This window comes from Cupriavidus sp. H19C3, from assembly GCF_049393815.1.
Taxonomy (GTDB): domain Bacteria; phylum Pseudomonadota; class Gammaproteobacteria; order Burkholderiales; family Burkholderiaceae; genus Cupriavidus.
This window is the reverse complement of sequence record NZ_CP184986.1, coordinates 2,341,247-2,361,324: the sequence shown is the minus strand read 5'-3', so window position 1 is coordinate 2,361,324 and position 20,078 is coordinate 2,341,247. Positions and strand designations below refer to the sequence as shown.

Below are 20,078 nucleotides of genomic sequence, written 5' to 3'. Positions count from 1 at the left end.
ACGCTGCGATGTCCCGTGTGCTGGTCCCGCTCGCGCTGACCGTGCCGCCGGCATCGCCGGACGGCACGCGTCTCTGGCACTGGGCTGGCGACACCATGGGCACGACATGGTCGGTCAAGGCCGAACTGCCGCCCGGGCCAGACCGCGAAGCCATCGGCGCGGGCATTCGTGCCGTGCTCGACGGCGTGATTGCGCAGATGAGCAACTGGTCGGTAGATTCCGCGATCAGCCGCTATAACCGCGCCGCCGCGGGCACGTGGATCACCCTGCCGGCCGACGCGTTTGCCGTGCTGGAGGCGGCATTGCAGACCGCGCGCGACAGCGGTGGCGCATACGATCCCAGCGCGGGACCGCTGGTCGACCTGTGGGGCTTTGGCCCCGCCGGGCCGCGCCGCACCGTGCCGGCGACGGACGATATCGTACGTCGGCGCGGGCACTGCGGCTGGCAGCGCGTGGCGGTAGACGCCGCGCATCGCCGCGTGCTGCAGCCCGGCAATCTCTCGCTGGACCTCTGTGCGATTGCCAAGGGATTCGCGGTGGATGCGGTGTCGCGCTATCTCGATGATCAGGGCGTACCGAGCCATCTCGTGGAGATCGGCGGCGAACTGCGCGGGCAGGGCGTCAAGGCCGATGGCATGCCATGGTGGGTGGAGCTGGAAACGCCGTGGCAAGGGGCGGCGATGCGCGTGCGCGAGCGCACGCTGGTCGCGCTGTGTGGCCTGTCGATGGCGACATCGGGCGACTACCGCCGCTACTTCGAGCAGGACGGCCAACGTTTCGCACATACCATCGATCCGCGCACCGGCTATCCCGCCACGCATGCGCTGGCCTCCGTCACGGTGCTGCATGCGGAAGCGATGATGGCCGATGCGTGGTCCACCGCGCTGACCGTGCTGGGTCCCGAAGCCGGCATGGCCGTGGCCGTTCGCCATGCGCTGCCCGCTCGCTTTCTGGTGCGTACGACACAGGGCTTCGACGAACACCTCTCGCCGGCATTTGCCGCCATGCTCCAATGAATCCCCTGTCGTCGCTCGCCCATATCGGCACCCATATCGGCGCCCACGTCGGCACTTGTGTCGCCACATTCATCGCGGGAACCGCTCTCGCGCTACTGGCGCATGACCCCCTCGCGATTGCCGCGGGTGTGGTCGTCGCCTACCTCGGCTTCAGCCTCGGCATGCTGGCACACCACCGGCGCCGCCGCGCCGCGCGTGCGTCGTTTGGCGGGGAGTCCGCCGACGATGATGCCGGCCGGCCCACGCTGGTGGCCTATGCCAGCCAGACCGGCTTTGCCGAGCAACTGGCCATGCAGACCGCGCAGGCGTTACGCGGCGCCGGCATGCCGGTGCGCGTGGTCTCGTTTGCGGACCTCGATGGCACCGCGCTGGCGGGCAGCGGGCAGGCACTGTTCCTGGTCAGCACGACCGGCGAGGGCGATGCGCCCGATAGCGCGTCGGGCTTTGCGCGGCGCCTGCTGGCCGGCGTGCCGCCGGACCGCCTGCGGCAATTGCGCTACGGCATTCTCGCGCTCGGCGACAGCAGCTATGCGCGCTTCTGCGCGTTCGGCCACACGTTGTCCGGCTGGCTGCAACGGCATCATGCACAGGCCCTGTTCGACATGGTCGAGGTCGACAACGGCGACCCGGGCGCCTTGCGCCACTGGCAGAATCACCTGTCGGCGCTGGCCGGCGGTGCCGAAATCGCGGATTGGGAACGGCCGCGCTATGGCCGCTGGCAACTCGCCGAGCGGCGCCTGCTCAATCCTGGCAGCCCCGGTGCGCCAGCGTTTCATCTCGCGCTGGTGCCGGAAGACGACGGCGCGCTGGCATGGACGGCCGGCGATATCGCGGAAATCGGGCCGCGCCAGCCGCCCGCGGTGGTGGCACGACTACTGGACCAACTGGGCAAGGATGGCAGCGCACCGGTACGCTGCGACGGTCGCCCGACCACGCTCGTCGACGCGCTGGCCACACGCCTGACCATGCCCGACACCTACCTGGAAACGCTCAGGGAGCTGTCGCCGCAGCGCCTGATCGACGCGCTGCCGGCGCTGCCGCATCGCGAGTACTCGATTGCATCGCTGCCGGCGGACGGTCGCCTGGAACTGCTTGTGCGCCAGACGCGCCGTGACGAGGGCAGCCTCGGCCTCGCCTCGGGCTGGCTCACCGCCCATGCGGCGCCAGGCGCGGCCATCGCACTGCGGGTACGCACCAACCGCGCCTTTCATCCGCCCGTCGACGACCGTCCGCTGATCCTGATCGGCAACGGCACCGGGCTCGCGGGTTTGCGCGCACATCTCAAGGCGCGTGCGCGCGCCGGCCACGCGCGCAACTGGCTCCTGTTTGGCGAGCGCACGGCCGCGCACGATGCGTTCCATCACGACGAGCTGCAGGCATGGCGTGCCGCGGGCGTGCTGCAGCGCATGGACCTGGTCTACTCGCGCGACGGCGGCCCATACCGCTATGTGCAGGACGCCCTCGCCGCGCAGGCGGACACCGTGCGCCAGTGGGTCGCCGATGGTGCCGCCATCTACGTGTGCGGCAGTCTGCAAGGCATGGCCGGCGGCGTCCAGGCGACGCTGGAAGCCATGCTGGGGACAGCCTTGCTGCAGCAGATGGGCGAGGACGGCCGCTATCGCCGCGACGTGTATTGACGCTAACCTCGGGATCGACGCCGCTGATACCACCGACGCCGCGACTCTGGCGCGGTGCCGATGAAACGCGCGTTTGCGTGACGCAAACTCGTCATTGCACGTCGGGATGACTATCCTCATTCGTTGAGTACACAACGAAATGAGGAGACCCGATGCAACCTTCGCGAAGCCGCCGTGGCGCGGTACTGGCCGCGCTAGCCGCCGGTATCATGCTGGCCGCCACATTCGCTACCACGCTTGCCAACCCGGCGCTGGCAGCGCCCGTCACGACCGACCGCTACACGGTGACGGGTCTGGAGCAGCCGGCCAGTGTGCTGATTGATCGCTGGGGCGTGCCGCATATCTACGCCAACACGCTCTACGACGCCTTCTATGCGCAGGGTTTCATGGCGGCGCGCGACCGCCTGTGGCAGATCGACCTGTGGCGCAAGCGCGGGCTCGGCGAGATGGCCAGGGACTTCGGTCCGGCCTATGTCGACGGCGACCGCATGGCCCGCGCGGTGCTGTTCCGCGGCGACATGTATCGCGAATGGCTGGCCTATGGCTCCGACGCCAAGCGCGTGGCCGAGGCATTCGTGGCGGGCGTCAACGCCTATGTAGCGCAGACCGAGGCGCATCCGGAACTGCTGCCCCCCGAGTTTCGCGTGCTCGGCTACAAGCCCGCTTACTGGCGCGCCGAGGATATCGTGCGTATTCGCCATCATGGCCTGACCCTCAACTTCACCGGCGAAGTCGATCGCGCGCAGATTTATTGCAAAGCCGGCGCCGAAGCCGCGCGCGCGGACTGGCTGCGGCGCGAACTCGACCCGCCCATCGCGCCAAAGCTTGCCGACGGACTCGACCCGTGCGCGATTCCGGGCGTGGCACTCAAGCGCGCCTACGCGTTGGCCACCGCCGCCGCGCGCTTTCCCAAAGACCAATGGACCGCGGCCAAGCGTGCCGGCGCCGGCGCTATACCGCTCGATGCCCTGTACGTGGTTCAGGACGCCGCCAGCGACCTCGCGCGCAGTCTTGGCTCCAACAACTGGGTCATTGCGGGCGCGCGCACGACCACGGGTCGACCGATCCTCGCCAATGACCCGCACCGCGCCCATGGCGCGCCGAGCCTGCGCTATATCAGCCATCTGAACGCACCCGGCCTGTCGGTAATCGGCGCCGGCGAGCCGTTCCTGCCCGGCATCTCGATCGGCCACAACGGCACCATCGCGTTCGGGCTGACGCGCTTCTACATGGACCAGGAAGACCTGTACGTGTACGAGACCAACCCGGCCCAGCCGCACGAGTACAAGTACAAGGGGCGGTGGGAGCCGATGGAGACCGTGACCGAACAGATCGCGGTAAAGGGCGAGCCGACGCCACGCACCGTCACGCTCGACTTCACGCGCCACGGTCCGCTGCTATACGCCGATGCCGCCAGCCATCGCGCCTACGCGTTACGCGCCGCGTGGCTCGATATCGGCATGGCGCCGTACTTTGGCTCGATGGACTATATGCGCGCGCAGAGCTGGGACCAGTTCCGCGCGGCGATGAACCGTTGGGGCGCGCCGGGCGAGAACCAGGTCTATGCGGACCGAAGCGGCAATATCGGCTGGCTGCCTGGCGGGCTGACCGTTATCCGCCCGAATTGGGATGGCCTGACGCCGGTTCCGGGCGATGGCCGCTACGAGTGGGCCGGCTATCGCGACATGGATGAACTGCCGTGGACGTATAACCCGGCGGCCGGCTATGTGGTGACTGCCAACGAGAACAATATCCCGCCCGATCATCCGGCCGCACAGAAGGGCATCGGCTACGAGTGGAGCGACGGTTCGCGCGCACGTCGCCTCAAGAGCGTGGTGGCGGCGAATCCGCGCAGTTCGCTGGCGGACTCGATGGCCTGGCAGACCGATACCGTGTCGTTGCCGGCGCAGCGTGTGGTCGCGTTACTGCGCGGCCTCGACAGCGACGATGCGCAGATCCAGCGCGGCCTGGAACTGCTGCGCGGCTGGGATGGCAACGAGCGCGCGGACAGTGCGCCCGCCGCATTGTTCGAGGTCTGGTTCAGCAAGCATCTGCGTCCCGCCACGGTGCAGGCCGCGCTGCCGCCCGAGGCCGCCAGGCTGGTCGGCGCCGGCGATGCGGCGCGCGTGATCGCGGTACTGGAACAGCCCGACCCGTGGATGCCGGTGGCGCGCCGCAACGAGGTCATGCTCGGCTCGCTCAAGCAGGCGATGGCCGAGGTCGAACAGAAGCTCGGGCCCGACCCGCGCGCATGGCAATGGGGCAAGCTGCACCGCGCGGTGTTCCACCATCCGCTTAGCCCGATTCTCGATGCGGCGGCGCGGCAGCAGTACGACGTCGAGGCCGGCCCGATCGGCGGCTCGGCCTATACGCCGATGGCAACGACTTACCGCAACAGCGATTTCGAGTTGACCGCCGGCGCTTCGTATCGCATGGTGCTCGACGTCGGCAACTGGGACGCGTCGCGCGCGGTGAACACGCCGGGGCAGGCCGGCAATCCCGCCAGTCCGAACTATCGCAACCTGGCGCCGCGCTGGGCCAAGGGCCAATACTTTCCGCTGGTGTATTCGCGCGAGGCAGTGGAGCGGGCGAGCGTCGGCCGCGTCGAGCTGGTGCCGCGCCAGGCGGCGGCGAAGTTGGCGCCATGAGGGGCGGTGCCCGGGGCGGCGCGCTGCCCCCCGCCCGCGCCGCTCAGCCCTGCATGGCCATCTCGAGCACGCGCGCCACGTGCAGTGCTTCGCGCTGCGCGCCATCGTGGATCTGATGGCGGCAGCTGGTGCCGTCGGCCACCACGATCGCGTCCGCGCCCGCCTTGCGTATCGCGGGCAACAGCGACAGTTCCGCCATCTTCATCGAGGCCTCGTGATGCTCGGCCTCGTAGCCGAAGCTGCCGGCCATGCCGCAGCAGGACGACTCGATCAGTTCGGCCTTGAGCTCCGGAATCCAGCCCAGTACCTGCTCCACGGGCCGGACCGCATCGAATGCCTTCTGGTGGCAATGCCCGTGCAGCAGCGCACGCGCCTTGCCGATGGCCTTCAGCGTCGGTGCAAAGCGCCCGGCGGCATGCTCGCGCACGAGGAATTCCTCGAACAGCATGGCATGGGCGGCCAGCTGGCGCGCGGCATCGCCATAGCCGTATTGCAGGAACTCGTCGCGCATGGTCAGCAGGCACGACGGCTCCAGGCCGACGACCGCCACACCGCGTGCCACGAACGGCAGCAGCGCATCGAGCGCACGCTTCGCTTCCGCCCTGGCCTCATCGACCAGGCCCGCCGCCAGGAACGTCCGGCCGCAACAGAGCGGCCGTTGGCCCGGCACGGCGGACAGGTGGACCGTATAGCCGGCCTGCTCGAGCACGCGCTGGGCCGCGCGAGCGTTCTCCGGCTCCATGTGGTTATTGAACGTATCGACGAACAGCATCACTTCCTTGCCGCCGACCGCCCTGGGCGTGTAATGCGCGCCGACGAACGCGGTCTGCCAGCGCGGCAACGAGCGGCGCGCGGACAGGCCCAGCAGATGCTCGCCCAGGCGCGGCAGGCCGGGCACGCTGTCGCGCAGGTTGAACAGCCATGGCAGGCGGCTGGCCACGCCGGCGTAGCGCGGCAGCCAGGCCACGAGCCGGTCGCGCAGGCGCAGACGGCCGGCGCGCGCATGCGCGGCGCGGACCTCGATCTTCATCTTCGCCATATCGACGCCGGTCGGGCAATCGCGCTTGCAGCCCTTGCACGACACGCAGAGGTCCAGCGTCTGCTTGACCGCCGGCTCCAGCAGGCCCTCCGGGCCGAGCTGACCCGACAACGCAAGCCGCAGCGTGTTGGCGCGGCCGCGCGTCAGGTGCTGTTCGTCGCGCGTGACGCGATAGCTCGGGCACATCGTGCCCGCATCGAACTTGCGGCAATGGCCGTTGTTGTTGCACATCTCGACGGCGGCCGCGAGGCCCCCGGCGGGATCGCGGCCGCTGCCGGGCGGGCTTTCCACTTCGGTGACCGCGTCGCGCGTGACGTTCCACGCCGACCAGTCGAGCGCCGGGGTAATCGGCTTGACCGTATAGCTGGGCGGAAAACGGAACAGCGCGGCATCGTCCATGCGTGGGGTGCGTACGATCTTGCCGGGATTGAAGCGATGATCGGGGTCGAACAGCGCCTTCACTTCCTCGAACGCGCGGTTGAGCGAGGGCCCGAACTGCCATGCCACCCACTCGCCGCGGCAGATGCCGTCGCCGTGCTCGCCGGAGTAGGCGCCCTTGTACTGGCGCACCATGGCGGCGGCTTCCTCGGCGATCGCGCGCATCTTGGCGGCGCCGTCGCGGCGCATGTCGAGCACCGGCCGCACATGTAGCGTGCCGACGCTGGCATGGGCATACCAGGTGCCGCGCGTGCCGTGCTTGAGGAACACCTCGGTCAGGCGCGCCGTATATTCGGCCAGGTGCTCGAGCGGTACCGCGCAGTCTTCGATAAAGGACACGGGTTTGCCGTCGCCCTTCATGCTCATCATGATGTTGAGGCCGGCCTTGCGCACTTCCCACAGGGCTTTCTGCGGACCGGCATCGGGCATCTCGACTACCGAGCCTGGCAACCCGAGGTCGGCCATCAGCTCGACCAGGCGGGCAAGTCCGCGCAGGGTGGCGTCGCGCTCGTCGCCGGCGAACTCGACCAGCAGGATCGCCTCCGGCTCGCCCACCAGCGCGCGCTCGATCACGGGACGGAAGGCCGGATTGCGCCGCGACAGGTCGATCATGGTGCGGTCCACGAGCTCCACCGCCGCCGGACCCAGGCCGACGATATGGCGCGTCATGTCCATCGCCTGGTAGAAGGTGGGGAAGTTCACCACCCCGAGCGTCTTGTGCGTCGGCAATGGTGCCAATTGCAGCGTGAGTCGCTTGAAGTAGGCCAGCGTACCTTCGGATCCCACCAGCAGGTGCGACAGATTCACGCTGCCGTCCGCGGTATAGGGCTTTTCGCTTTGCGGCGCGAAGATATCGAGGTTGTAGCCGCCCACGCGGCGCAGTACGTGCGGATACATTTCCGCGATGGCGGCACGCTCCCGTGTCGCGATGCGCTGCACGCCGTCGGCGATGGCGCGATGGGGGGCACCGCTCGCCGGCCAGCCGCCATCGAAGCGCACGTCTTCCCCGTTGGCGAGAATCGCGTCGATGCCCAGTACGTTGTGGACCATGTTGCCGTACTGGATCGAGCGCGAGCCGCACGAGTTGTTGCCCGCCATGCCGCCGATCGTGCATTGCGCGGCGGTGGAGACGTCGACGGGAAACCACAGCCCATGCGGCTTGAGCCAGGCGTTGAGATGGTCGAGCACGATGCCGGGCTGGACCGTGACGGTGCGCGCCACCGGATCGAAATCGATGACCTGGTTCAGCCACTTGCTGTTGTCGATGACGAGCGCCTCGCCGACGGTCTGGCCGCACTGGCTGGTACCACCGCCGCGCGGCAAGAGCGGCGCGCGAAAATCGCGCGCGATATCGAGGGCAAGCCGCGCATCGGCCTCGTCACGCGGCACCACCACGCCGATTGGCATGATCTGGTAGATCGACGCATCCGTGGCGTAGCGTCCGCGGCTGGCGGTATCGAACAGCACGTCGCCGCGCAGTTCGGCAGCCAGACGCCGGTAAAGCGGCGATTGCAGCGTCGGCGCGGCCCCGCCGCGCGGCATGAAGTGGAGCGGCTGTACGCCGGGCGGCGTGGGGGTGGTGGGCAATGCCATGGGCGTGGGGTCTCCGGTTATGGCGCGGACTCGGGCACCCACCGATGGCGGACCGCGTGCGCGGCCCCGTGCATCAGGCGGCGGCGCCCTGTACGCGTTCTATTTCGGCAATCAGCGCGTCGCGCTTGTGCTGCAGGTGCGCGCGCAACAGGTCACGCAGGCCCGCGCCGTCGCGCCTGGCCAGGAATTCGAGCATGGCGCCGTGCTCCTGCACCGCGGTGTCCCATTTGTCCTGGTCGAAGTTCGAGCGAAAACGCAGCGCCTGAATGCGCAGGTTGATGCGGCGATAGGTCTCCTCGAGGATGGGATTGCGCGCCGCGGCGTTGATCGCATCGTGGATGCGGCGATTCAGCGCGTAGTAGTTGGGCAGATCCCGCCGCGCGTGGCAGGCGAGCATCTCGAAGTGCAACGCGCGAATCTCGTTGAGCTCGGCGTCGGAGATACGGGCACAGGCAAGCTCGCCGGACATGCCTTCCAGCGCGCCCATCATCTCGAACAGATGGTCGATCGTTTCCTGCGACAGCTGGACCACCTCGGCGCCGCGATTCGGCAGCAGCGTCACGAGGCCGTCGCCGGCCAGCACCTTGAAGGCTTCGCGCAACGGCGTGCGCGAGACCTGCAGCTGGTCGCACAGCACGCGCTCGTTCAGGCGGGTACCAGGCGCCAGCTCGCCCTCCAGGATCATGGCGCGCAGGCGCTGGGCGACCGCCACATGCAGGATCTGGCGGTCGACGGCCTGGGAGGGAGGGGTCGGATTGAGACTCATCGGTGATATCGCGGCTTGACAGTATTGTATTCAAAACCTACTCTGGGGCAAGCACGAACTGCAATCCGGAGCCGCTGGCCACGCCCGGAGCGGCGCGGAGAGCGGAATAAAAGCCAGATAGATATTGATTTATAAGGCTTTTCATGGGGATTGAGGGCGCGCAAGCCAGCCAACATTATCCCGTAACCCAGTCCCGCAGTGCATCGCTGTTTTTTGAATACAAAATTCAAACATAAGGACACGAGGCGACATGATCCGACTCAATTCCCACCCGAGCGGCCGGCACTTCCTGCAGATTCCCGGACCGACCAACGTGCCGGACCGCGTGTTGCGTGCGATGGACTATCCGACCATCGACCATCGGGGCCCCGAATTCCAGCAACTCGGCAAGAAGGTGCTGGCCGATATCCGCAAGATCTTCCAGACCGAGCAGCCGGTCGTGATCTATCCCGCGTCGGGCACCGGCGCCTGGGAAGCGGCGCTCGTCAACACGCTGTCGCCTGGCGACCACGTACTGATGTTCGAGACCGGGCATTTCGCCTCGCTCTGGAAGCGCATGGCCGACAAGCTCGGGCTGGTGCCGGAATTCCTTGGCGGCGACTGGCGCCATGGCGTCGATGCCGCTGCCATCGGCGCGCGCCTCGCCGAGGACCGTCAGCACACCATCAAGGCGGTCTGCGTGGTGCACAACGAGACCTCGACCGGCGTGACCTCCGATATCGCCGCCGTGCGCCGTGCGATCGATGGGGCGGGCCATCCGGCGCTGCTGCTGGTGGACACCATCTCGTCGCTCGGCTCGGTGGACTACCGCCATGACGAATGGGGCGTGGACGTGACGGTGGCGGGCTCGCAGAAGGGCCTGATGCTGCCGCCGGGCATCTCGTTCAACGCCGTCAGCGCCAAGGCGATCGCCGCCTCGGCACAGGCGAAGCTGCCCAAGGCGTTCTGGGGATGGGAAGAGATCATCGAGGCCAACAAGAACGGGTACTGGCCGTACACGCCGGCGACCAACCTGCTCTACGGATTGTCCGAGGCGTGCGACATGCTGCTGGAGGAAGGATTGCCGAACGTGTTCGCGCGCCACAAGCGCCATGCGGAAGCCACGCGCGCCGCGGTGCGCGCATGGGGGCTCGAGATCCTGTGCCAGAACCCGGCCGAATACAGCCCCGCGTTGACGGCCGTGGTCATGCCCGACGGCCACAACGCGGACGCGTTCCGCAAGATCGTGCTCGAGCATTTCAACATGTCGCTCGGGCAGGGGCTGTCCAAGGTGTCCGGCAAGATCTTCCGCATCGGGCACCTGGGCGACTTCAACGACCTGACGCTGATGGGCACGCTGTCGGGCGTGGAGATGGGTCTGGCGCTGGCCGGTGTGCCGCACCAGGCCGGCGGCGTGCTCGCCGCGATGGACAGTCTGCGTGCGGCCGCCGCGGCAGCGGCGCCGACCTTGCGCGCGGCCTGATAACGCGCGAGTCAGCCTGGCCAGCAGATCGCAGTCCAGCAGGGAAAGCAGGGCAAGTTTTGGCAGGACGGGTGCCGGCCATCGACGATGGCGGGCGACAGGCCGATGCGGCAACAGAACCGCACGGCCTCCATGAAAGGAGACAAGCCATGACGTTGCGTTATACCGCACGCGCCCTCGCGTGCGCCTCTTTGCTCAGTGTGGCGATGGCCCCGGCGTTTGCCTGGGAGCCAACCAAGCCGGTCGAGATCGTGGTGCCGTTCAGTGCCGGCGGCGCCTCCGATCAGATGGCGCGCTCGATCCAGGGCATCATCGCCAAGCACAAGCTGATGAGCCAGCCGGTGATCGTCGTCAACAAGGCCGGCGCCAGCGGTGCCGAAGGCCTGATGGATACCAAGCAGTCCAAGGGCGACGCGCACAAGCTGCTGGTCACATCGTCGGCGCTGTATACGGTGCCGATGATCAGCCAGTTGCCGTTCAACTGGCGCGACCTCACGCCGGTGGCGATGGTGGCGCAGGACGAATTCGTGCTGTGGACCAACGCGCAGGACCCGTACAAGACCGTCGCCGATTACCTGGCGGAGGCCAGGAAGAATCCGGGCAAGCTCAAGATGGGCGGCACCAGTTCCAAGCGCGAGGACCAGATCATCACGGCGCAGACGGAACGCAAGGCCGGCGTGCGCTTTATCTACATCCCGTACAAGGGCGGCGGCGAGGCCGCCACGCAGCTATCGGGCAAGCATATCGACTCCAACGTCAACAATCCTTCCGAGTCCGTCGGCCAGTGGCGCGCGGGCGAGCATCGCGCGCTGTGCGTGTTCGCGCCTGAACGCATGCAGTACACGGTCAAGGTCACCAGCACGCAGAGCTGGCACGACATTCCCACCTGCAAGGAAGCGGGCCTCGACGTCGAATACGAGATGCTGCGCGTCTTCATGCTGCCCGGCGGCGTCACGCCCGACCAGCAGAAGTACTACGTGGACCTGATGCAGAAGGTGGTGGCCACGCCCGAGTGGAAGGAATACCTAGAGAAGAATGCGCTCAAGAACGATTTCCTGGTCGGCAAGCCGCTGACCGACTTCCTGACCGCCGACGAGAACCGGCACAAGGACGTCATCAAGGCAGCCGGGTTCGTGACGGCCGCGAAGTAGCACGCGCCAAATGCTCCGGGCTGAGCCCTGGCGCCGCTGCGGCGGCGCCAGGGCGGCGAGAGGGCAGGCCTTCCAGGAATCGATCTCAGGAGACCCATCATGGGCGAACACCCACAGGACACCGCCGCGCCTGCCGCCATCACGGTGCGCACGGCCGAACTCGCTGTTGCGTTGCTGATTGCGGCGGGGGCGGTGGTGGTGATGGTCAGCAATTACCGCATCGGCGCGGGTTGGGCGCCCGACGGGCCCGAAGCGGGCTATTTTCCCCTGCGCATCGGCGCACTGATTTTCCTCTCCTGTCTCGTCGTGCTGTGGCACGCGTGGCGCACCGATGCGCGCGAGACCTTCGTCACCTGGCCGCAACTGCGCCAGGTAGCCGTGATCGTCGTACCGCTGACCGTGTACGTGACCATCATCGCGTTCCTCGGCATCTATGTGGCTTCCGCGCTGTTCATCATGGGATTCATGGTGGCCATCGGCAAGTTCGCCTGGTGGCGCGCGGTGCTGACCGGCGTGGCGATCAACGCGGCCCTGTTCTGGATCTTCGAGATGCAGTTCCGTGTGCCGCTGCCAAAGGGACCGCTCGAAGCGGCCTTCGGATTCTGAGGAGCCGCGATGGAAGAACTCAATTCGCTGATGGGCGGCTTTGCGATCGCGATGTCGTGGCACAACGTCCTGCTGATGCTGGCGGGCATCCTGCTTGGCATCGTGGTGGGCGTGCTGCCGGGCCTGGGCGGCCCCAATGGCGTGGCCATCCTGCTGCCGCTGACGTTCTCGATGGAGCCAACGTCGGCCATCATCATGCTGTCCTGTATCTACTGGGGCGCGTTGTTCGGCGGGGCAATCACCTCGATCCTGTTCAATATCCCGGGTGAGGCGTGGTCGGTGGCGACCACCTTCGATGGCTATCCACTCGCACAGCAAGGCGAGGCCGGACGTGCGCTCACGTCGGCATTCACGGGTTCGTTCATCGGCGCGCTGGCCGGCGTGTTGCTGATCACGTTCCTCGCGCCGCTGGTGGCCAAGTTCGCCTTGCGCTTCGGGCCTCCGGAGTTCTTCGCGGTCTATTTCCTCACCTTCTGCAGCTTTATCGGCATGGGCAAGGAAGCCAAGGCCAAGATCGTGATCGCCATGTGCATCGGCTTTGCGCTGGCGGCGGTTGGCATGGACACGGTGTCGGGCACGCTGCGCATGACGTTCGGCTCCACCGAAATGCTGCGCGGGTTCGACTTTCTCGTGGTCGTGATCGGCCTGTTCGGCATCAGCGAGATCCTGATGACGATGGAGGAGGGCATCGCGTTCCGCGGCAAGCGTGCCAATATCGACCTCAAGATCGTGCTCAAGACTTGGGCCGAACTGCCGCGCTACTGGCTGACGCTGATCCGCTCGTCGGTGATCGGTTGCTGGCTCGGGGTCACGCCCGGCGGTGCCACCGCGGCCTCGTTCATGGGCTATGGCGTGGCCAAGCGCTTTGCGCGCAATCGCGAGACCTTCGGCCGCGGTAACGTGGAAGGTGTGGTCGCGCCCGAGTGCGCCGCCCATGCCGCCGGCACCAGCGCGCTGTTGCCGATGCTGGCGCTCGGCATTCCGGGCTCCGCCACGGCGGCGGTGCTGCTCGGCGGCCTGATGATCTGGGGCCTGCAGCCGGGACCGCTGCTGTTCACCGAGCAGAAGACCTTCGTGTGGGGCCTGATCGCCAGCATGTACCTCGGCAATATCGCCGGGCTGGTGGTGGTGTTGTCCACGGTGCCGCTGTTCGCCGCCATCCTGCGCATTCCGTTCGCGATCATCGCGCCTCTGATCCTGGTGGTCTGTGCGATTGGCGCGTACACCGTGCACAACGCAATGTTCGACGTCTGGCTCATGCTGATCTTCGGCGTGATCGGCTACGTGCTGAAGAAACTGGACTATCCGCTCGCGCCGCTCGTGCTGGCGCTGGTGCTGGGCGACCGCGCCGAGGACGCCTTCCGCCAGACCATGCTGATGTCGCAGGGGCAGCTCGATGTGTTCTGGTCCAACGGCCTGGTTGGCACCATCATGGGTCTCGCCATCGTGATCCTGGTGTGGCCGCTGCTGGGCGGGCTGATGGAGACGCGCAAGCGCCGCCGTGACATGGCCACGCCGGGAGGCATCAAATGAGCGCGGTCTGCTGACCGGAGTTGCCGATGTCCAATTTGCCTTCCGCGCTGGCTGGACTGCGCGTGCTGGAACTTGCGCAGATCATGGCGGGACCGACCTGCGGCATGATGCTGGCCGACCTTGGCGCCGACGTGGTGAAGATCGAGAAGCTCGACGGCGGGGACGATGCGCGCGGCTATCGTGAGCCGACCATCCATGGCGTATCGGCACCGTTCCTGATGCTGAACCGGAACAAGCGTGGCATCGCGCTCGACCTCAAGCGGCCGGAAGGCCGCGAGGTGTTCCTGCGCATGGTGCGCTCGGCCGCCATGACGGCGATACTGGTTACACGGCCGTCGGCGGACTGGCTGGCGGCCTTCGACGCAGCCGGGGTGCCGGCGGGCCCGGTCCATTCGGTCGGGCAGGCGCTGTCCCATCCGCAGACGCTGGCGCGCGGCATGGTGGTGCAGCAGGAGCATCCGGAGGCGGGCCCGATCCGCACCATCGGCCATCCGGTGCACTTCTCGGAGACCCCGCCGCAGTATCACCGCCCATCGCCAAGTCTGGGCGAGCACACGCGCATGCTGCTGGCGGAGTGCGGCTACACCGAGGCGGAGATCGACGCGATGCTGGCGGCGGGCGTGGTGGCGGAAGCCACGCCGGGGCAGTCCGCCACGGCGTGACCGCGCGCAGGCTTACTTCATCGCCTGGAAGGCCTTCAGCGTGCGTGCATTGGCCGCCTTGGCGGCGGCATCGACATAATGGATGCCGTTGTTGCGCGCAAACGCGTGCTGGCAGCCAGCGTAGGTATGGATCTCAATCAGGCGGTTGTCCTTGAGCGTCTCAACGATCGTCGCGCGAGCTTCGGCCGGCACGAACTCGTCCTGCTCGGCAATATGCATCAGCAGCGGCCTGGAGATGCGGTCTGCCTCGCCGAGGAACTTGTCCAGGTTGACGCCGTAGTACGACACCGCGGTATCGGTATCGGTGCGCGTGGCCGTCAGGAACGCCAGCAGGCCGCCGAGGCAGTAACCCACGGTACCCACGCCGCCGGTCACGCCTGGCTGCTTGCGCGCCACCGCGATGGTGGCGGCGATGTCCTCCACGCCCTTGTCCACGCTGAACGCGTTCATCAGTTCCAGGGCCTTCTTCCACTCGGCGTCGGTCTTGTCGGTGAGCTCGACGTTGGGCTCCAGGCGCCAGTACAGGTCGGGACAGATCGCCACGAAGCCTTCGCGCGCAAAGTTGTCGCAGGTCTCGCGCATATCGGCGTTGATGCCGAAGATCTCCTGGATCACGACGATGGCGGTGCCGCGTGCGTTGGACGCATCCGGGGTGGCGAGGTAGGCGGCAAAGCTGCCGTCCGGTGTGTCGATCGAAATGCGCTGGCCCATGGCTGAATCTCCTGTCGCGAGTGGGGAATCCGAATCCATAAGGTTAGCAGGCCGACGGCGCCAACAGGATGACGGCGGCAAATTTCGCGCGGCCATCGTGCGCCGTGGCGGCCGGCTTCATTTCGATACCTGATGCTCGACCCGGCCCAGACGGGATCTCACCGAGCCGACATGGATTTCGACCTTGCCCAGCCGGACTTCTACCGTACCCAAGCGGGTATCCACCTTTTCGAACTTGCGTTCCATGGCGCCCATGCGCGTCTCCATCGCCCCCATGCGGGTCTCCATGGCGCCCATGCGGCCTTCCATGGCGCTCATGCGGCCTTCCATGGCACCCATGCGTGTATCCATGGTGTCGATGCGATGGTTGATACGCACGAGGGTGGTATCGATGCTGTCGAGCCGCCCGGTCAGACGCTTGTCCATTTCGGTGATGTGTGCGGTGAGCGGGAGGAGCTTGTCCTGCGTCGAGTTACCGATGTACTGGAGCCCGCAGAATACTGCCGCAACCGCCGCCGCAATGGCTGCACCGATGGTTGCCCACGGGAAGGGCGCGCCAGGTTGGCGGCAATGACCCGCACCGTCGTCGGTGACGGCACCGGAGGTGGTGCGACGCTGCCGGTGCGGATTGTCATGCGGCTTTTGCCGGAAATGGCGTTGGCGACTGTGGTGAGCGTGGTGAGCGTGGTGAGCGTGGTGACTGTGGTGACTTTGGTGAGCGTCGTGGCCACGTGTGAGCGCGACATTCATGGCAGTGAGATAGAGGTGAAGGAAGGGCGATTCTTGCACTTCGACCCGTCGATGTCATATTTGCTTGCGTCGTTCTTGACCTGAGGCAAATCGCCCCGATCGCTATCAAAAACGGAAACAATTCCACAACATCTGCGCGAAGAAAAACATAAAAAAAATTTCGTTCATCATTCTGCGAATCGCTTTTTTCTTCTTCTCGCCGGCGCGAGACTGTGCGGCAGCAGCGCGCGTCCATGGTCCCGCTGGGCTTCGGCCGCTGGGCTTCCCCGTATCCGTGCTGCCCCATAAGAACGACACCGGAGACAACGATGACCATTGACTGGAGCCGACGCCGTGCCCTGGGCACGACGCTTTGCGCATTGCTGACCTTGCCCTTTGCCATGCCCGCCCTGGCGGCCTATCCGGACAAGCCGATCCGGCTGGTGGTGCCCTATCCGCCGGGTGGTGCCACCGACGTGATCGGGCGCATCATCGCCACGCGGTTGAGCGAGGCGCTCGGCCAGCAGGTGGTGGTCGACAATCGCGGCGGTGCCGGCGGCAATATCGGCGCGGAGGTGGTCGCCAAGGCCGCGCCCGATGGCTACACGCTGCTGATGGGCGCGCTGACCTCGCACTCGACCATGGCCACGCTCGAGAAAGGCAAGCTGCGCTACGACCTGATCAAGGATTTTGCGCCGGTAATGGTGGTCGGCTCCGTACCGCTCGTGGTGGTGGTGAATCCGAAGCTGCCGGTAAACACGCTGCCGGAGCTGATCCAGTACGGCAAGAGCCATCCGGGCAAGCTCAACTATGCGTCGTCTGGCGCGGGCGCGCCGCAGCGCATGGCCGCCGAGCTGTTCAGGAAGGAAGCGGGCATCGACATGGTGCACGTGCCTTACAAGGGCAGCGGCCCGGCCATGACCGACCTCGTGGCGGGCCAGGTCAACATGATGGTGGAGACCGTGCCCGCGGCGCAGCCGTTTATCAAGGCTGGCCAGCTGCGCGCCCTCGCGGTGGCGGCGCCCAAGCGCATCTCGATGCTGCCCGACGTGCCGTCGGCCACCGAGGCCGGCATGCCGCAACTGGAAGTCGCATCGACGTTCGGCGTGCTGGCCCCTGCCGGTACGCCCGCCGCCGTGGTCGAACGCCTGAATACCGCGATTGCCAGGATGCTCGAGAATGCCGAGGTGAAGGAGCAGTTTCTCAAGCAGGGCGTCTACGCCGCCGCGCCCACCACACCGGACAAGTCCGCGGAGCGACTGCGCAGCGAGGTAAGCCGCTGGGAGAAGGTGATCACGGACGCGCAGATCAAGTCCGACAGCTGATGCCGTTTTTTTTGTTTCGTTGAAGAAAGCCTGACACAACATGACCCGGAAACCGAACGACCCCACTCAAGACGCCAAGGAAGGCCAGCCCACCGGCAACGGCAGCGGCCTCCGCAAGGGGCTGACCAACTATGGCGACCTCGGCTTTTCGCTGTTTTTGCGCAAGGCCTTTATCAAGGGGTCCGGTTATACCGACAGCGCGCTGGACCGCCCCGTGATCGGCATCGCCGACACGGGCAGCGCCTACAACCCGTGCCACGGCAACATGCCGCAGCTTGTCGAGGCGGTAAAGCGCGGCATCATGCTTGCGGGTGGCCTGCCGATGCCGTTCCCGACCATCTCGGTGCACGAAAGTTTTGCCGCGCCGACCAGCATGTATCTGCGCAACCTGATGTCGATGGACACGGAAGAGATGATCCGGGCGCAACCGATGGATGCCGTGGTGCTGATTGGCGGCTGCGACAAGACCGTGCCCGCGCAACTGATGGGCGCGGCCTCCGCCGGGGTACCCGCGATCCAGCTGGTCACCGGCGCGATGCTGACAGGTTCGCATCGCAGCGAGCGCGTGGGCGCATGTACCGACTGCCGCCGCTATTGGGGCAAGTTCCGCGCCGGTGAGATCGACGAGGAAGAAGCCGGCCAGGTCAACAACCAGCTGGTGGCGAGCGTCGGCACCTGCTCGGTGATGGGCACCGCCAGCACCATGGCCTGCCTGGCCGAGGCAATGGGCATGAGCCTGCCCGGCTCGGCCACGCCGCCCGCCGTGACCGCCGACCGGATCCGCATGGCCGAGCTGACCGGCGCCCGCGCGGTGGAGATGGCGAAGGAGCGCCTGACCATCGACCGCATCCTCACGCCGGCAGCGTTCGAGAATGCGATGCGCGTGCTGCTGTCGATCGGCGGCTCGACCAACGGCATCGTCCACCTGGCCGCGATCGCGGGCCGCATGGGCCTCGACATCGACATGCAGGCGCTCGACCGCATGGGCCGCGAGACGCCGGTGCTGCTCGACCTCAAGCCGACCGGCCAGCACTACATGGAAGACTTTCACAAGGCAGGCGGCATGGCCACGCTGTTGCGCGAGCTGCGGCCGCTGCTCAGGCTCGATGCGCTGACCGTCACCGGCCGCACGCTGGGCGAGGAAATCGAGGCGGCGGGTCCGGCTTTTCCGCAGGACGTGGTGCGCTCGATCCAGGACCCCATCTATCCGCAAGGCGGCATCGCCGTGCTGAACGGCAATCTGGCGCCCGGCGGTGCCATCATCAAGCAGTCCGCCGCGGACGCCGGCCTGATGGAGCATGAGGGCCGCGTGGTGGTATTCGAGCATTCGCAGGACCTGGTCGAGCGCATCGACCGCGACGATCTCGACGTCAAGGCGGACGACATCCTCGTGCTGCGCAATATCGGGCCCAAGGGCGCGCCGGGCATGCCCGAGGCGGGCTATATTCCGATTCCCCGCAAGCTCGCGCGCGCCGGCGTCAAGGACATGGTGCGTATTTCCGATGGTCGCATGAGCGGCACGGCATTCGGCACCGTGGTGCTGCACGTCACACCGGAAGCGGCGGTAGGCGGCCCGCTCGCGCTGGTCCGCAGCGGCGACCGCATTCGCCTGAGCGTCAGCCGCCGCGAACTCAGCCTGCTGGTATCCGACGAGGAATTGCAGCGTCGCCGCGAGGCCTCGCCCGTGGTGGAGCCCAGCGCGTCGCGCGGTTACCTGAAGCTGTTCCTGCAGACGGTGACGCAGGCGGACCAGGGGGTCGACTTCGACTTCCTGCGCGCGGCCGAGCATCGTGGCAAGACGCCCGAATAAGGCGTCAGGCCCCGGCGCTGCGTCGTGTGCGCCGGGGCGTAGCGGCTTTGTCCAGGCTGGCGCGCGGTTGCGCGAACAGCGCGCGCGCCTCGGCCAGCAGGGCTTCGGCCAGCGAGGCACGCGGGCCGTGCGTCGACCAGATCAGCCCCACACGTCGCACCGGCGCGCGATCGGGCAACGGCCGCCGCGTGATCGCGAGCCCGCTGTGCCACATCGGTTGCCAGTCGGGCACCAGCGCCACGCCGAGTCCCTCGCCCACCAGCGCGGCAATCACCATGAGCCCATCGACCTCGAGCCGCTGCCGCGGCCGAATGCCGTGGTCGCGCAGATAGCGGTCCGCGAGCTGGCCGCCGAGTACCGAGCGGTCGTAGCGGATAAACGGTTCGGTGGCAAGCAGTGCGAGCGGATCGCGGTCCGCCATGGCCGCGGGCGCCACCACGACCAGCGGTTCGGCCATGAACTCGGCCCAGTGGTAGCCCTTGGCCACCGCGAACTGCGGTTCCACCACGATGGCGGCATCGAGTTCCCCGCGCGTCAGGCTTTCGCAGAGTTCGATCGAGCGCCCGGGTTTGACGAACAGGTTGACGCCGGGATGCTGCCGGTACAGGCGTCCCAGCAACGGCGGTACGATGCTGCCCATCGCGGTGACGAACGAGCCAAGGCGGAATTCACCGAGCGAGGCATCGCCGCTGGCCACGGCGCCCATGTCGCGGATATCGCGAATGACCTGGCGCGCGCGGTCGAGAATGCGGATGCCGGCCTCGGTCGGTACCACCGAACGCCCCGCGCGGCGCACCAGCGGCACGCCCAGTTCTTCCTCGAGCGCATGGAGGCGCGCGGCAATGGCCGCCGGCGTGAGATCGAGTCGACGTGCCGCCTCGGCGAGCGAGCCGACATCGACGACCGTGACGAAGCTTTGCAGGAATCGAACGTCCATTGCGCAATGCTAGCA

At 67.1% G+C, this 20,078-nt stretch carries 16 protein-coding genes; 11 read left to right on the top strand and 5 right to left on the bottom strand.

What is annotated here, in order from left to right; genetic code table 11:
• Positions 1-8 precede the first annotated feature (8 nt).
• The 3 genes from DFLDMN_RS30075 (at position 9) to DFLDMN_RS30065 (ending at position 5,301) form a co-directional block, all read left to right on the top strand.
• Positions 9-1,016 carry an FAD:protein FMN transferase gene (locus DFLDMN_RS30075; RefSeq protein ID WP_423199392.1) on the top strand — a complete coding sequence of 336 codons (1,008 nt, stop codon included), beginning with the start codon at positions 9-11 and terminating at the stop codon, positions 1,014-1,016.
• Positions 1,013-2,653, top strand: a complete 1,641-nt coding sequence (locus DFLDMN_RS30070) for a flavodoxin domain-containing protein (protein WP_423199391.1) — start codon at positions 1,013-1,015, stop codon at positions 2,651-2,653. The genes DFLDMN_RS30075 and DFLDMN_RS30070 overlap by 4 nt, the downstream gene beginning before the upstream one ends.
• 209 nt (positions 2,654-2,862) lie before the next feature.
• Complete coding sequence (locus DFLDMN_RS30065) at positions 2,863-5,301, top strand: penicillin acylase family protein (RefSeq protein ID WP_423200619.1); 2,439 nt, start codon at positions 2,863-2,865, stop codon at positions 5,299-5,301.
• Positions 5,302-5,344: 43 nt separating this feature from the next.
• Here the strand turns inward: DFLDMN_RS30065 and DFLDMN_RS30060 are convergent, their stop codons facing one another.
• Positions 5,345-8,371, bottom strand: coding sequence for an FAD-binding and (Fe-S)-binding domain-containing protein (locus DFLDMN_RS30060; protein ID WP_423199390.1), 3,027 nt, complete (start codon positions 8,369-8,371; stop codon positions 5,345-5,347).
• A 73-nt stretch (positions 8,372-8,444) separates the two neighbouring features.
• The gene (locus tag DFLDMN_RS30055; protein WP_423199389.1) at positions 8,445-9,137 is read right to left on the bottom strand and encodes a GntR family transcriptional regulator; all 693 of its coding nucleotides are present in this window, start codon (positions 9,135-9,137) and stop codon (positions 8,445-8,447) included.
• A gap of 250 nt (positions 9,138-9,387) precedes the next feature.
• On the opposite strand from DFLDMN_RS30055, the gene DFLDMN_RS30050 reads away from it, so the two are divergent.
• The 5 genes from DFLDMN_RS30050 (at position 9,388) to DFLDMN_RS30030 (ending at position 14,551) form a co-directional block, all read left to right on the top strand.
• Entirely contained in the window at positions 9,388-10,599 is a 1,212-nt protein-coding gene (locus tag DFLDMN_RS30050; protein WP_423199388.1) for a pyridoxal-phosphate-dependent aminotransferase family protein, read from the top strand.
• A 149-nt stretch (positions 10,600-10,748) separates the two neighbouring features.
• Entirely contained in the window at positions 10,749-11,750 is a 1,002-nt protein-coding gene (locus tag DFLDMN_RS30045) for a Bug family tripartite tricarboxylate transporter substrate binding protein (RefSeq protein ID WP_423199387.1), read from the top strand.
• A gap of 99 nt (positions 11,751-11,849) precedes the next feature.
• The gene (locus tag DFLDMN_RS30040; RefSeq protein WP_423199386.1) at positions 11,850-12,356 is read left to right on the top strand and encodes a tripartite tricarboxylate transporter TctB family protein; all 507 of its coding nucleotides are present in this window, start codon (positions 11,850-11,852) and stop codon (positions 12,354-12,356) included.
• Positions 12,357-12,365: 9 nt separating this feature from the next.
• Entirely contained in the window at positions 12,366-13,889 is a 1,524-nt protein-coding gene (locus DFLDMN_RS30035) for a tripartite tricarboxylate transporter permease (RefSeq protein ID WP_423199385.1), read from the top strand.
• A 26-nt stretch (positions 13,890-13,915) separates the two neighbouring features.
• Entirely contained in the window at positions 13,916-14,551 is a 636-nt protein-coding gene (locus DFLDMN_RS30030; protein WP_423199384.1) for a CoA transferase, read from the top strand.
• A gap of 12 nt (positions 14,552-14,563) precedes the next feature.
• Here the strand turns inward: DFLDMN_RS30030 and DFLDMN_RS30025 are convergent, their stop codons facing one another.
• Positions 14,564-15,262, bottom strand: a complete 699-nt coding sequence (locus DFLDMN_RS30025) for a dienelactone hydrolase family protein (protein WP_423199383.1) — start codon at positions 15,260-15,262, stop codon at positions 14,564-14,566.
• Positions 15,263-15,379: 117 nt separating this feature from the next.
• On the bottom strand, positions 15,380-15,688 hold the full coding sequence (locus tag DFLDMN_RS30020) for a hypothetical protein (RefSeq protein ID WP_423199382.1): 309 nt from the start codon (positions 15,686-15,688) through the stop codon (positions 15,380-15,382).
• A 144-nt stretch (positions 15,689-15,832) separates the two neighbouring features.
• Here DFLDMN_RS30020 and DFLDMN_RS30015 point away from each other — a divergent pair, with 144 nt between their 5' ends.
• The 3 genes from DFLDMN_RS30015 to DFLDMN_RS30005 all read left to right on the top strand — a co-directional run bounded on the left by DFLDMN_RS30015 (position 15,833) and on the right by DFLDMN_RS30005 (position 19,126).
• The gene (locus DFLDMN_RS30015; protein WP_423199381.1) at positions 15,833-16,096 is read left to right on the top strand and encodes a hypothetical protein; all 264 of its coding nucleotides are present in this window, start codon (positions 15,833-15,835) and stop codon (positions 16,094-16,096) included.
• Between the two features lie 224 nt (positions 16,097-16,320).
• Positions 16,321-17,316 carry a Bug family tripartite tricarboxylate transporter substrate binding protein gene (locus tag DFLDMN_RS30010; protein WP_423199380.1) on the top strand — a complete coding sequence of 332 codons (996 nt, stop codon included), beginning with the start codon at positions 16,321-16,323 and terminating at the stop codon, positions 17,314-17,316.
• A gap of 40 nt (positions 17,317-17,356) precedes the next feature.
• Positions 17,357-19,126, top strand: coding sequence for an IlvD/Edd family dehydratase (locus tag DFLDMN_RS30005; RefSeq protein ID WP_423199379.1), 1,770 nt, complete (start codon positions 17,357-17,359; stop codon positions 19,124-19,126).
• 4 nt (positions 19,127-19,130) lie between these two features.
• Here the strand turns inward: DFLDMN_RS30005 and DFLDMN_RS30000 are convergent, their stop codons facing one another.
• Positions 19,131-20,063, bottom strand: a complete 933-nt coding sequence (locus tag DFLDMN_RS30000; RefSeq protein WP_423199378.1) for a LysR family transcriptional regulator — start codon at positions 20,061-20,063, stop codon at positions 19,131-19,133.
• Positions 20,064-20,078 lie beyond the last annotated feature (15 nt).